Annotated in this window: 12 protein-coding genes and 1 pseudogene; 1 reads left to right on the top strand and 12 read right to left on the bottom strand. The window is 69.2% G+C overall.

From position 1 onward, the window contains the following. Positions 1-6: 6 nt before the first annotated feature. From C5E10_RS02310 to C5E10_RS02280, 6 genes are all read right to left on the bottom strand, one after another. Positions 7-885, bottom strand: a complete 879-nt coding sequence (locus C5E10_RS02310; protein WP_104330261.1) for an ATP-binding cassette domain-containing protein — start codon at positions 883-885, stop codon at positions 7-9. Next, the gene (locus C5E10_RS02305) at positions 882-1,778 is read right to left on the bottom strand and encodes an ABC transporter ATP-binding protein (protein WP_258070969.1); all 897 of its coding nucleotides are present in this window, start codon (positions 1,776-1,778) and stop codon (positions 882-884) included. Before C5E10_RS02305 ends, C5E10_RS02310 begins: the two co-directional genes overlap by 4 nt. Further along, positions 1,775-2,773, bottom strand: coding sequence for an ABC transporter permease (locus C5E10_RS02300; RefSeq protein WP_104330259.1), 999 nt, complete (start codon positions 2,771-2,773; stop codon positions 1,775-1,777). Before C5E10_RS02300 ends, C5E10_RS02305 begins: the two co-directional genes overlap by 4 nt. After that, positions 2,770-3,744, bottom strand: coding sequence for an ABC transporter permease (locus C5E10_RS02295; protein ID WP_104330258.1), 975 nt, complete (start codon positions 3,742-3,744; stop codon positions 2,770-2,772). The genes C5E10_RS02300 and C5E10_RS02295 overlap by 4 nt, the downstream gene beginning before the upstream one ends. 5 nt (positions 3,745-3,749) lie before the next feature. Continuing rightward, positions 3,750-5,441, bottom strand: coding sequence for an ABC transporter substrate-binding protein (locus C5E10_RS02290; protein WP_104330257.1), 1,692 nt, complete (start codon positions 5,439-5,441; stop codon positions 3,750-3,752). Positions 5,442-5,882: 441 nt separating this feature from the next. Beyond that, positions 5,883-6,275, bottom strand: a complete 393-nt coding sequence (locus C5E10_RS02280; RefSeq protein ID WP_258070968.1) for a PepSY domain-containing protein — start codon at positions 6,273-6,275, stop codon at positions 5,883-5,885. Between C5E10_RS02280 and C5E10_RS19340 the strand changes: the two are divergent. Further along, positions 6,190-6,447, top strand: a pseudogene (locus C5E10_RS19340) (hypothetical protein); the annotation flags it as partial. The gene C5E10_RS02280 and the pseudogene C5E10_RS19340 sit on opposite strands and share 86 nt — an antisense overlap. Here C5E10_RS19340 and C5E10_RS02275 read toward each other — a convergent pair. The 6 genes from C5E10_RS02275 to C5E10_RS02250 form a co-directional block, all read right to left on the bottom strand. Continuing rightward, a complete protein-coding gene (locus C5E10_RS02275) occupies positions 6,368-7,909 on the bottom strand; it encodes an HNH endonuclease signature motif containing protein (protein ID WP_104330255.1) in 1,542 nt (513 codons plus the stop codon). The pseudogene C5E10_RS19340 and the gene C5E10_RS02275 overlap by 80 nt on opposite strands. A gap of 60 nt (positions 7,910-7,969) precedes the next feature. Beyond that, positions 7,970-9,505 carry a PepSY domain-containing protein gene (locus C5E10_RS02270; RefSeq protein WP_104330254.1) on the bottom strand — a complete coding sequence of 512 codons (1,536 nt, stop codon included), beginning with the start codon at positions 9,503-9,505 and terminating at the stop codon, positions 7,970-7,972. Further along, positions 9,463-10,701 carry a Dyp-type peroxidase gene (locus C5E10_RS02265; RefSeq protein WP_104330253.1) on the bottom strand — a complete coding sequence of 413 codons (1,239 nt, stop codon included), beginning with the start codon at positions 10,699-10,701 and terminating at the stop codon, positions 9,463-9,465. Before C5E10_RS02265 ends, C5E10_RS02270 begins: the two co-directional genes overlap by 43 nt. Beyond that, positions 10,701-11,318, bottom strand: coding sequence for a copper chaperone PCu(A)C (locus C5E10_RS02260; protein WP_258070967.1), 618 nt, complete (start codon positions 11,316-11,318; stop codon positions 10,701-10,703). The genes C5E10_RS02265 and C5E10_RS02260 overlap by 1 nt, the downstream gene beginning before the upstream one ends. A gap of 49 nt (positions 11,319-11,367) precedes the next feature. Next, the gene (locus C5E10_RS02255; protein WP_104330252.1) at positions 11,368-12,075 is read right to left on the bottom strand and encodes a copper resistance CopC family protein; all 708 of its coding nucleotides are present in this window, start codon (positions 12,073-12,075) and stop codon (positions 11,368-11,370) included. Positions 12,076-12,214: 139 nt separating this feature from the next. Next, positions 12,215-13,033 (bottom strand): hypothetical protein, encoded by an 819-nt coding sequence (locus C5E10_RS02250; protein ID WP_104330251.1) that lies wholly within the window; start codon positions 13,031-13,033, stop codon positions 12,215-12,217.

The following is a 13,033-nucleotide window of genomic DNA, read 5'->3' as shown; positions in this document are numbered from 1 at the left end:
CTTCACTCACGCTGACTCCTCCTGCTCTTCTCGTTCCCTGCGGCGGCGGGCCCGCTCGTTCTTCTTCCGCAGCGCATCCCATTCGGGGTTGATGCGCGGCACGGCGTCCAGGAGCGTGCGCGTGTACTCGTGCGTCGGTCGCTCGAACACCTGGTCGCGCTCCCCGATCTCCACGATGCGCCCTTCGCTCATGACCGCCACCCGCGTCGCGATCTGCCGCACCACGGCGAGGTCGTGCGCGATGAAGAGGTAGCTGAAGCCCTCCTCCTCCTGCAGCTGGCGGAGCAGATTGATCACCTGAGCCTGCACGGACACGTCGAGCGCCGAGACGGCCTCGTCGCAGATCACGAGCTTCGGGCCGACCGCGAGCGCACGCGCGATGCCGATGCGCTGCGCCTGCCCACCCGAGAACTGCGCTGCATAGCGCCCGGAATGGTCCGGATTCAGGCCGACCCGCTCCATGAGCCCCCTTGCGAAGCTCCTCGCTCCTCCGGGGATCTCACGCCTCTGGTAGACGAGCGGCGCCGTGATGATGCGCTCGACCGTGTGGCGCGGGTTGAGCGACGAGAACGGGTCCTGGAAGACGACCTGGACCTCGCCCCGGAAGGCGTGCAGCTCCTTGCCCTTGATGGAGCTCACGTCCTGCCCTTGGAACTCGACGGTTCCGCTCGTGACATCCATGAGGCGCGCGACGAGCCGCGCCGTCGTCGACTTGCCAGAGCCGGACTCGCCGACGAGCGCCAGCGTCTCGCCCTGGTGCACCTCGAGCGACACGTCGTCGACGGCGCGGAAGCTCCTGCTCTTCGAGAACAGACCGCCGCTGCCCTCCGTGCTGAACTCGCGCACGAGGTGCTGAGCTCGCAGGAGCGGTTGCGTCTCGTTCATCGGGTCTCCTCCTGGCGCATGGTCTGCACCGGCACGGTCGTGGTGCGCAGCAGGCCGATCTCATCGTCGATGCGCGGCACCGCATCCAGCAGCAGTCGCGTGTACGGCTCCTGTGGGTCGGTGAAGATCTGCTCGACGCTGCCCGATTCGACGAGCTCGCCGCGCTGCATGACGACGATCTGGTCGGCGACCTCGCTCACCACGGCGAGGTCGTGGGTGATGAGGATCATGCCGGCTCCCGTCTCCTTCCTGATCTCCGTGAGGAGGTCGAGGATCTGCGCCTGGACCGTCACATCCAGCGCGGTGGTCGGCTCGTCGGCGATGATCAGATCCGGTTCCATGCTCAGCGCCATGGCGATCATGACGCGCTGTCGCATGCCGCCGGAGAACTGGTGAGGGTAGTGGTCGACTCGGCGGGCGGCGTCGCGGATGTGGACGCGCTCCATCGCCTCGATGGCGACCTTCCTCGCCTCCTTCCGGCCGACCCCGGTGCGGTGCGAGCGGTACGCCTCCGCGATCTGCGTGCCCACGGTGTAGTACGGGTTGAGCGACGACAGCGGGTCCTGGAAGATCATCGCGATGCGATCGCCGCGGATGGCCCGCATGGCGGGCTCGCGGAGCGTGCTCAGCTCCTGCCCGTCGAAGACCAGCGACCCCGAACGCGCAGCGCCCTTCGGGAGGAGGCTCATGATGGCGAGGCTCGTCATCGACTTCCCCGAACCGGATTCGCCGACGATGCCGAGCGCCCCGCCCCTCGGCACGTCGAAGTCGATGCCCTTGACCACGTCGGTCCTGCCCTCGGCGGTCTCGAAGGACACGGTGAGGTCACGCACGCTGAGGAGCGGGCCAGGGGCGTCCGCCATGCCCGCGGATGAGGATACGAGTGCGTTCATTTCGATGCTCCAACTCTGACCCGAGGGTCGATGACGGAGTACATGAGGTCGACGACCATGTTGCCGACGACGACGAGGAATGCCGCCAGCAGGGTGACGCCCATGATGACGGGCTGATCGTTCTTCGTGATCGAGTCGGCGGCGAGCTTGCCGACACCGTTGATGCCGAAGACCGTCTCCGTGATGAGCGCGCCGCCGAGGAGGCCGGCGAAGTCCATCCCGAAGATCGTGACGATCGGCGTGAGCGCGGGTCGCAGCGCATGCCTGCGCCAGACGAGGCTGGGCCGCAGGCCCTTCGCCTTCGCCGTGCGCACGTAGTTCTCCTGCAGCGTGTCGATCACGTTCGCGCGGGTGAGGCGCGTGTACGTGGCCGCGTAGCCGATGGAGAGCACCACCCAGGGCATGATGAAGTTCAGGAACCACTGCACCGGATTGTCGAGGAACGGCACGGCCTGCGGAAACGGCAGCCAGCCAAGCGAGACGACGAGCACGAACTGCAGCACGAGCGCGAGCACGTAGTTCGGGATGGACATCCCGCCGAGCGTGAGGCCCGTGATGAAGCGGTCCGCGAACTTCCCCTCCTTGACGGCGCTGATCACGCCGCCCATCACGCCGGCGAGGAGCCAGAGCACGGCGGCGCCGATCGCGACGGTGGCCGAGACGGGCAGACGCTGCATGATCATCTCGGTGACCGGCTGGCTCGACTGGAACGAGTAGCCGAGGCACGGCGCGGCGCATTCGATGACGGAGCCGCTCGCCTCGTAGGTGCGACCGAACACGAGCCCGCCGAGGAAGGTCCAGAACTGCGTCCAGAACGGCAGGTCGAGGCCGAGGTTCTCGCGGATCTGATCGATGCGCTCCGGGGTGCAGTTCTTGCCGCAGATCTGCACGGCAGGGTCGGGCGAGAGCACGAAGAACACGATGAACGTGAACAGGCTCACGAGGAACAGCACGAGGATCATGCCGAGCAGGCGATTGATGGCGTAGCGGGTCATGAGCGGGCCTCCCCCGACTCGGCGAGCTTCTTGATCCGGTCGCCGAGCACCGTGAACGAGAGCACGAGCAGGAACAGGAACACGCCGGGGATGAGGAAGTACATGGGGTCGACGGCGTACCAGCCGACGGAGCTCGCGATCATCTGCCCCCAGGAGGGCGTCGGCGGCACGACGCCGACGCCGAGGAAGGACAGGCCGGCCTCGGTGCCCACGTAGCCCGGGATCGCGAGCGTCGTCATGACGATGATCGTCGAGCGCAGGTTCGGCAGGATCTCCCTGAAGATGATCTGCAGGCTCGACGCGCCGGATGCCTTCGCCGACTCGACGTACTCCCGCTGCTTGATCGACATCGTCTGGCCCCGCACGATGCGGGCCAGGTACGGCCAGCCGAAGACCGAGATGACGAGGACGAGCAGCAGCTGCCGATTGTCTGCGGGAAGCGCGGACAGGACGGCGATCATGAAGATGAGGGCCGGGAACGCCATGAGGAACTCCATGACGCGGGAGATGATCGTGTCGACCCACCCGCCGAAGTAGCCGGCCAGCAGCCCGAAGACGACGCCCATGATGCTCGTGAGGGCGGTCGCAGACAGCGCGATGGTCATGGACACCTGCGCGCCGTAGACGATACGGGCGAAGATGTCGCGACCGCTGCCGGGCTCCACGCCGAACCAGTGCTCGGCGCTGATGCCGCCCCAGGGGCCGAGAGGCACGCCGCCGAGGTTCGGGTCGATGGCGCTCTGGTCGAAGGCGTACGGGTCCCATCCGCTCAGCTTGACGAGCAGCGGGGCGGCGAGCGCCATCACGATGATGAGCACGATGTACGTGCTCGAGAGCACGGCGCCCCAGTCGCGGAAGAACGCGCGGGCGAGCCGACGGCCGGAGGCAGGTGGTGCATCCAGGGTCTCAGCGAGACCCGGATCACCACCTGCCGTGCCCTCGACCTCAAGGTTGGTCGACGAGAAGGTCATGACGATTAGCCCCTAGACGGGTCCGTGAGGCCGACGATGGTCAGGTCGGTCATGCTCGTGCTCGGGGAGTAGCCTGCGATGTTCTCGCCTGGCAGGAAGACGCCCTTCTCGAGGACCAGCGGGGCGATGGGCGCGAGTTCCATGATCTGCTTGTCGAGCTCACCCCACGCGGTGTTCGCCGCGTCGAGGTCGGTCATGGCCTTGATCTCGTCGATGCGGTCGTTGATCGCAGGGTCGTTGATCTGCGCCAGGTTCGAGTTGCCCTTGTCGGTGATGTTGCGTCCGTCGAAGAGCGGCGGCAGGAACGTGCTGGCGCTCGACGCCCAGTCGGGGCACCAGCCGGTGATCGCTGCGTCGTGCTGCTGCGAGGGTGTGCCGATCGTCTCGTAGTAGGTCGAGGTGTCGATGACGTTGAGGGCGACGTCGATGCCGAGCGGCGCGAGTGCCTGCTGGATCGCCTCTGCCTGGGCCTGCATCTTGGGCTGCGAGCGGATGTCGAGGGTGAACGAGAATCCGTCGCCGACACCAGCCTCCTGGAGGAGCTTTTCGGCTTCTGCCGTGTTGCCGGCGAAGTCGTCGCTCGGGTACAGGTCGTAGTCGAGGTGGCCGTTGACGGCCGCCGGGATGATGGCGGTTGCCGGGTCTGCCAGCTGGTTGCCGCCTGACGCGTTCTGCACTGCCGAGCGGTCGATGGCGTAGTTGATGGCCTGGCGCACCTTGACGTCCTTGAACACGTCCTTGCTGGTGTTCATGGACATGTAGGTCGTGCAGAACGCGGGTGAGGTCACCATGCGCTCCTGCAGCTGCGGGGTCTGGAGGCGGGGGAGGCTCGCTGCCTGGACGACCCCGGCGATCGCGTTGACGTCCGCCGACTGCCCGGCGATCATGCGCTCGTCGATGGTGGCCGGGTCGAGGCCGATGTCGAACTGCCACGCGTCCGGATACGCCTCGCGCACGTCGTCGGTGTCCGGGTCCCAGTTCTCGTTGCGCACGAGCTTGATCGCCGTGCCGGGGGTGTAGCTGTCGAGGGTGTACGGGCCCGACGCGATGATGTCGTTGATGAACTCGCTGCCGCCGCCGGTTCCAAGGGGGAACGGGACGGCGTTGGCCTGCGCGAGAACGTTGTCGAACTCGGGGAAGGGAGCCTTGAGGTTGAAGACGATGGTCTGCTCGTCCGGCGTCTCGATCGTCGGCAGGTCGCCCGTGACGTAGGGCCCCTCGTACCCCTCGGGTGCGTCGATGACCTGCTTGAGGTACGGGGAGCCGATGCCGATCTCGGGGTCCCAGGCGCGCGAGATGCCGAATTTGACCTCCGCGGAGGTGATCGGGTCGCCGTTGTCGAACTTCAGGCCCTCTTTGAGCGTGTAGGTCCACTTGAGGCCGTCTTCCGACTGCTCGCCGAGGCCTTCCGCCAGGTCGGCGACGATCGCGTTCGGGTCCTCGGCGTTGCCGGCTGCCTGCATCGTGAGGCCTCGGTAGATGAGACGGTAGAAGGCGTTCACACCTCCGTCGAATCCGCGCGCGGGGTCGAGGTAGGAGAAGTCTGCGTTCTGCAGCATGTGCACGGTGCCGCCGGTGGCTGGTTCACCGCTGGCGCCTCCTTCGGCCTGTGGCGCTGCTCCTCCACCGCAGGCGCTCAGCAGCAGGATCGACGTCGTCGCCAGGGCTAGGACGCCGGCGAGCCTGGTTTTCTTCACGGGGTTTCTCACGGGGTTTCCTCTCTGATGGTCTTCGTTGCGAAGACGAGGGCTTCTGCTCTCCGTCGCGCTCTCGCGACGAAATGAGAGCGATCACATTAACGACAGACGAAAGCGGCTGCTGACAGCCACAAACACCTCCAGTGTGAAATGTGACATATCACTGGAACTCGAATCGCTGTCGTACGGAGACACGGCTCCATACGACACCCGCAACATTTCCCTGGTGTGCAAGACATGTTTCGCCCACATGAAATCCAGGACGCGATGCGAGCCTCCCGTGACCCGCATCTCCCCCGACGACGACTTCGTCTGCGAAGCCGTGCAGAAGGGGGCGTGCGTCTTGGCCATGTGAACTCCGTCGGTCACTGCGGGCTGGAATCTGGTCGCTCGAGTCGGGGTAACGTATCACACAGCACTCCGAGCGCACTATCGCTCAGATCACCGCCCTGCGCGCCTTCGCTTGAACGTCGGCGTCCCAGAGCTGCGCCGAGAGCTCTCGGAGACCGTCCTGTCAGCCCTGGAAGGGTGAGCAGCTGCCCGCCGTCGAGCAACCGCGCCGAGCACGACTTCTGCGACGAGGAGAGCGGCGAGCGAGATTCCCAAGAGCGGCAGGAACACTCCGACCGCCGCCGCCGCGATGCCGATGGCCACGGCGAACAGCACGAGCTGGTTGGCGAGGCCGAACATGGAGCCCATGTGCAGGTCGATGCCCCAGCGGCTGAGCTTCGCGACCGGCCCGAACTCGGCGAAGCAGTACTCGTTCGACCTCGACAGCAAGTCGGAGGCGGGCAAGATCTTCCAGGGAGCGTCGGCCGGCGCCCCGTCGTCCATCGCCGACGAGCGCCTCGAGGAGTTCGCGCCGGGGCTCGACGCCGAGCTGCTCTCGCTCATCCAGGCGACGGCCGAGCTCGAGCTGTCGGAGGTCAACGGGTTCTCCGGGCCGACGACGAAGGAGCGCGACCGGCGCCGGTCAGAACGGCGGAGGGTCGAGGCCAGAGACTGAGGCCAGTCACCGAGCCGGGCGCCGGGCCAGAAGCCGAGTCAGCCTCTGGGCCAGCGACCGGGCCGGAGAATGGGCCAGGCGCAGATCCCGGCGGTTGCACCCGGTAGGTGGTCCCGGGGACCTCGATGCCGGGCACACCGCCCGGCGCGGGCCCGAAGGTGACGCCGCGCGGTTCAGGAGCGTCGACCAGGACGATGCCGCTGGGCGAGGTCCACTCGAGGACCCCGCCCGGCAGCTGGCGGACCCGCCAGGCCGTGTTGCCTTTCACCGTGTGGTTCCAGCGACACAGCCCGGCGAGGTTGACGAGGCTCGTCGGCCCGCCCTCGGACGCCGGGATCGTGTGGTCGAGGTCGCATTTGTCGGCGGGGAGGCGGCACCCCGGGAACCGGCAGTGCACGTCTCGAGCGCGCAGCCACGCACGCATCTCCTCGGTCGGCCGATAGCGGTCGACCTCGACGACCGTTCCCGCGATCGGGTGGGTCAGGATGCGCTCGAAGCTCGGTGCGTTGGCGGCGAGGGCTTTGGCGACGCTCATCGGGATCGGCGTCACGCCGTCCAGGAGCGCGGGAGTCGTCTCGAGCGAGCTGCCGTCGCCTGCTCTGGCGTCGAGCATCGTCAGCACCGGCATCGTGACCGATGCCTTCGCGGTGATGCCTGCCGCGGCCGGGCAGGACGTCAGCTCGCCGGTGAGGAGCAGCTCGGCGAACACGTCGGCCCGCACCTGGTGGAAGGTTCGCGGGTCGTCGGATTCGCCGCCCCTCGCCGCGATGATGGACTTCGCCATTTCGGACAAGCGCCCGTCGATCGCCGTGAGCACCGGCAGCGAGTGCCGCGCGCCAAGCGACGGCATGCCGTCCGCCTCGCGCGTGACGAGCACAGCCCGCGACCCCATCGCCTGGTCGTAGCGTTCCTCCAGCGACGAGGCCGTCAGTCGCTCGGCCTGCTTGGTCGCGAAGTCCTTCAACCTGCCCGGCGACGTCGACCGGGCCTTCTCGAGCGCAACCTGCACGAGCAGCTCACGCCGCGCGGCCTGTTCCGCTGGGTCTTCGTGCACGACGATCGTGCCCGCCTCGCACACGATGCGCGCGTGCGCCATCGACACCTCACCGGCCGCGAGCGCCGCGTGCACAAGCGGGAAGTCCTCCGTGAGAACCACCGAGCGGCCCATGATGCTCGCGACGGCCTGCCTCGAGGTGTTCGTGACCGCCGCGATCTCCGCCTTCCACGACCGCAGCGCCCACCCCTGCTCGAGGGTGCCCGCTCGGTCATCTTCAGCGACCCCGGTTCGTGCCGCCAGCGCGTAGACGCGCGCCTGCTCTGCCTGCGCGCGGGCCACGTCGGCGTTCGCCTCGGCGATCAGGGAGACCAGCAGGAAGCGCTCGAGGTTGCGCACGCGCTCGACCATCTGGGCAGGTGGCATCCACCCTTCCGGGATCCTCGCTACGAGCGCTTCATCGATCATGCGACCAGCTTCCCCCGGACCACCGACATTCTTGGTCCGGTCCGACGACACGCTCGAAACTCACCGCTGAAGATGAGGAGTTCTGCTGCGCTCCCTTCCCCGACCCCGATGCCGACGCCCGACCACGCCAACGGCGAGGTCGACCAGCAGGAACGCTGCGAGGCTGGCTCCCATGAGCGGCAGGAACACTCCGACCGCCGCCGCACCTGCCAGCACGAGCAGGACACCCCACCACGGCGCGCGCCGGAGCGCTCCCCGCGGCGGGGACGCGCCGACACGACGCGACGGGTCGTGCTTCGGCCGCCGCTGCCACCACATGACGTAGCCCCACACGACCATCGCCGCGATGCCGATGGCGACTGCGAACAGCACGAGCTGGTTGGCGAGGCCGAACATGGAGCCCATGTGCAGGTCGATGCCCCAGCGGCTGAGCTTCGCGACCGGCCCGAACTCGGCGAAGTCGACCCGATCGACGACCTGCATCGTCGCGCCATCGATGGCCACCGCATCCACCTCGGTCGGGAAGCTGCGCTGGATCTCCTGCACGACCCACGCCGTGCCCGGCTCGGCTGGCGGCCTGATCTCGACGAGCCCCGTGTTGACGTTCACCTCGTGCGCGACCGAGAGCACCGAGTCGTAGGCGCGCGGGCTCAGCGCTGCGACGTCGGCACTGGGCGTCGGCGCACCGTGCCCGTGCCCGTGCCCGGCGTGCTCGTCGTGCTCGCCGGCAGCAGGGCCGCCCGCGCCGTCGAGGCTCGTGCTGACCGACGGCGTCGTCCAGCCCACGGCGGCGCGCAGCTCACTGAAGTTCGCCCCGCCGTACTGCGACCAGGTGATGCCCGTGACCGATAGGAAGAGCGCCCCGGCGAGCACCCAGATGCCGGTGGATGCGTGCAGGCTGCGCGTGCGAACGAACCCTGTCGCCGCGAGGTTCGGCCGCAGCAGCTCGCGCTGCTGCGACGCCCGCTTCGCACGGCGAGCCCGCCGATACCTGGTGGCCCAGAGGCCAGCTCCGGCGAGCGCGACGACCCCGAGCCAGGACGCCGCGAGCTCGCTGTAGAGCCTGCCGGCATCGCCGAGGTGGAGGCTGCGGTGCAGGTCGGAGACCCAGGTTCGAAACGGCAGGGAACCCGAGGTGCCGTACACGGGCAGCTCCCCGCGCACCTCGGCGGTCGCGGGATCGACGAAGACGGCTCTCGTCTTGCTCTCCCCCAGCCCGGCATCCGCGTACATGACCCGCGTCGTGTCGCCTGGTTCCGGGGCCGGCCGCACCGCGACGATCGCCGGGGTTGCACCGGCCGCACCCGCCGCACCGCCCCCGACGTAGGCGTCGGCCGCCTCGATCTGCTCGGCGAGCGGCAGGACCTCGTCCGCCGTCGGCGCGTGCAGCTCGCGGTCGTACACGAGCTGCTCGATCTGCGGTGTCAGCGCGTACAGTGCGCCGCTCAGCGCCGCGATGAGGATGAACGGGCCGACGAACACGCCGGCGAAGAAGTGGAGGCGCATCAGCAGCTGAGCGAACCAGCCTCGCCGTGGAGTCGGACGCGCACCGCTCACGCGAGGATCCCCTCTCCGATGTAGCCGCCTTCCGCGCATCCGGGTGGAACGGCGAAGACCGCGGAGCCGATCGGCGTCGTCCACTCGTTGAGCAGATCGAGCTCGTCGAGGCGCCGCTGAACGGGCACGAACTGCGCGTCCACATCCGCCTGGAAGGAGATGAAGAGCAGGCCTGAGTTCGAGATCTGCTCGCCGCTCGGGGCGTCGTCGTAGTTGTAGCCGCGGCGGAAGAACCGCTCCGCCGTGTTCTCCGACCGCGCCCGCCGCAGGTGCGAGAACTCGGCGATGACGGGGAATCCCGCGGCGTTCTTGGCGGTGAAGTCGGGCTCGTCGTGCTCCTGGGTGCCCGTGAGCGGGGCCCCGTTCGCGAGGGTGCGACCGACCGACTGCTCGCGGCCGCTGCGGTCGAGCCTGTCCCACTTGTCGAGGTCCATGCTGATGCGCCGCACGACCATGCCCGTCCCTCCCGCGAACGTGCCCTCCGTGATCCACACGAGCTGCTCGAAGTCGACGGTCGGCGGCGCGGGGTTGACGGTGCCGTCGACCTGCCCGAACAGGTTCCGCATCGTCGTGCCGGATGCCTCGGAGCCGCGTGCGCGGCGGAACCCGGGCTGCGTCCACCGCACGGTCGCGAAGCTGCGGGTGTCCTTCAGCAGCATCCGCAGCGCGTGGGCGACGGTGAACGGGTCGTCGGCGGCGACCTGCAGGAGCAGGTCGCCGTCGTTCCACGCGTCCTCGAGGCGGTCGATGCCGAAGGCGGGGAGTGGCCGCAGCCAGGCCGGAGCCTGCGTCGAGGAGGTGGAGGCGCGGCGGACGAGCTCCGGGCCGAACCCGAACGTGACCGTGAGGTTCGCGGGCACGTGCGCGAGCTCGGGTTCGGAGTCGGCGAGCGCCGGCTCGCCACGCGCGAGCCTCGCCGCGTCGTCGGTGAGGAGCTGCATGAGGCGACGCAGCGCGTCGCGGTCGGTGCCGTCGCGCAGGTCGAGGGCGACGAGTGTCGCGTGTGCCTGCGGCGGCGTCGCGATGCCGGCCTGATGCTGGCCGTAGAACGGGACGGTGTCGTCCCCCGGCAGGGGAACGGGAACGCTGTCGTCCTGGCTCGCAACGGGTGCCGCGAGGCGGAGCGCCTGGTCTGCGCCGATGGCCGCGGCCGCGCCGAACCCGGCGACAGCTCCTCCGAAGAGGAGCTGCCGCCGAGTCGGGCGGGTGCGACCAGGGCTCTGGTCGCCGTGCATCAGCTGTTGTCCGCGTGGTCGCTGTGGTCGGCGTGGTCGCTGTGGTCCATCTCCATGTCGCCGCCCATGTCATCCATGTCGCCGTCTTCGTAGGTCTCGTTGGCCCCCGCGTAGTCCTTGGCAGGGGCGGTGAAGTCGAGCGTCGAGTCGTCCGAGAACGTGAGGGTGAAGGCGACCTCGTCCCCCGCCACGATGGGCTCCGGCAGGTCCATGAGCATGATGTGGTTGCCACCGGGCTCGAGCGTGAGCGCTTCGCCTGCGGCGATCGTGAATCCGCCGCCCTTCTCGCGCATCGTCATCTCGCCGGTCTCGTTCGCGACGGTCTCGTGCAGCTCGAGGGCGGTGGATGCCGGGCTCGCGACCGAGACGATCGTCACGTCGCCGGCCCCCGTGTTCTCGATCTCGCCGAATGCGGCGGACATGCCGGAGTCCTCGGCCTTGACCCAGGTGTTCTCGACGCTGACGGAGTCGGCGGCGGGCGTCGCCGAGTCGGCACCAGCACCGGTCGCGGTGCTTGACGTCGTGCATCCCGTGAGGGCGAGCGCCGCGGCCGCGAGGAACGCCGCTGCTGCGAGGGGGCGGGTGGTGGTCGTCGTCATGCTGGTTGTGCTGGCCATGAGTGGGGTTCCTTTGTGGGAGGAGAAGTGAAGGTGTTGGGCGGCGGAGTCAGCGCGCATCGGCGTCGCCGTCCTGCTGGGCGCCCTTGCGGGAGCGGACGATCACCCAGGCGACGCCGAGCGCGACGACCGCGCCCAGGCCGCCGATGAGGAGCAGCCGCGGCACGTCGAACGCCGACCGGGAGGTGACCTCGGCCGTGGGCTCGGTCGTCGCGCCGGAGTCGGACTCCGAGGCAGGGGCCGAGTCGGCGTCAGACACGGCCGCCTCGCTCGGCGCCGGTGTGGCGGCCTCTGCGGCGAGTGCATCCGCTGCACTCGCATCGCCGACCGTGAACGGAATCGTGCCAGTGATCGGGTGCCCGTCTGACGAGACGACGCGCCAGTTGATGGTGTACGTGCCGTCCGGCAGCGCGTCGTCGATGGTGCTCGTGACCTCGGAGCCGTCGATGACCGGTTCGCCGGTCGCCCAGACGGTGCCGGCGGCGTCCTCGAGGACGATCATCGGCCCGATATCCATGATGTCGGCGGAGTAGCGGAGCGTGACGTCGGCGGGTGCCGCGTCGAGCGCCGCCCCCGGCGCTGGTGCGCTCTCGATGAGCTGGTCGTGCGCCTGCGCGGGGGCCGCGCCGGCGAAGCCCAGGAGGCAGGCCACGAGCAGCGCGAGCACTGCGGAGCCCGCGCGGAGGGCGCGCTTCGGTTCGGTGGTCGGTGGGAGGAGTGCTGGGGTCGTTGAAAGGGAAGTTGAGTCGATTGACATCTCGAGAATTCCTCGGGTCTGTCCGACCGCACGCGAACCGAGCGCGCAGAGGGCGCGCGGCTGCCGCGGACGGAGAAGGTTCGACGCCGACCCGCACCGGATCGCCTCCCCCGTGGACGAGGGATGAGGGAATGCGGTGCTAGCTCGGGGTCGCGAACGTTGAGGGTCGCTGGGGCGCGGGCGGGCCGCGTCGCGGCTGCGTGCGCCCGGCGCGAACCGTCAGCGACGGCACCCAGGGCAGATCGAGTGGCGCCGAGTCGGCGGTCGCCGTGGGGCGCGCGCCTCGGGCGAGGAGGAAGAAGATCGTGCGCAGCAACGGCAGCAGCAGCTCGACTGCCGCGTCCTTCGCCTTGGCGAGGCTCGCGACGAGCGTCTCGCCGAAGAAGAGGGCGAGGGCCGTCAGCACCGCGGCCACGGCGTGCATCGCCCACATGAGCGCGCCGTCGTGGGCCAGGTGCAGCGCCGCGCCAGAGGGAACCGCGCTGCCCGCGCTCGACGCGAAGTCAGCCATGGCCGAGGCCGCGGCGAGCTGGCCGTGGCCGGCGTGCGCATCCGCCGCCGACCCCGCGCCGACGGCCGCGGACGGCGTGCCGAGCACGAAGAGCGTGTGGAAGAGGAACTGGCTGGCCCCCACCGACAGGGCGAGGCGCAGCGAGTCGGTGCGGATGCGCGCGAGCAGCAGGCACGCGAGCACGGCAAGGCCGAAGGGGAAGGCGACGCCGAGGAGACCAGGCATGCCGCCACCCGCGAGGACGTGCGAGGCAAGCGCGATGAACGTGGAGACGGAGGCGGCGACGAACGCGAGCTGCACGCGGCGCACCCGGGCGGCATCGCGCGGGCGCTGATCGACGGGCGCGGCCAGGCCTGCCTCGAGGTCGAGAACGCTGCCGGAGTCGAGATCGGTGCCTCGCAGCTCCACTTCACCCATGGCGGGTGTCAGCAGGCCGGTCGAGGTCAC

It is taken from the genome of Pseudoclavibacter sp. RFBG4, assembly GCF_002931515.1.
GTDB lineage: Bacteria > Actinomycetota > Actinomycetes > Actinomycetales > Microbacteriaceae > Pseudoclavibacter.
The sequence above is the reverse complement of the archived record's forward strand: the minus strand, read 5'-3'. Positions and strand labels throughout refer to the sequence as shown.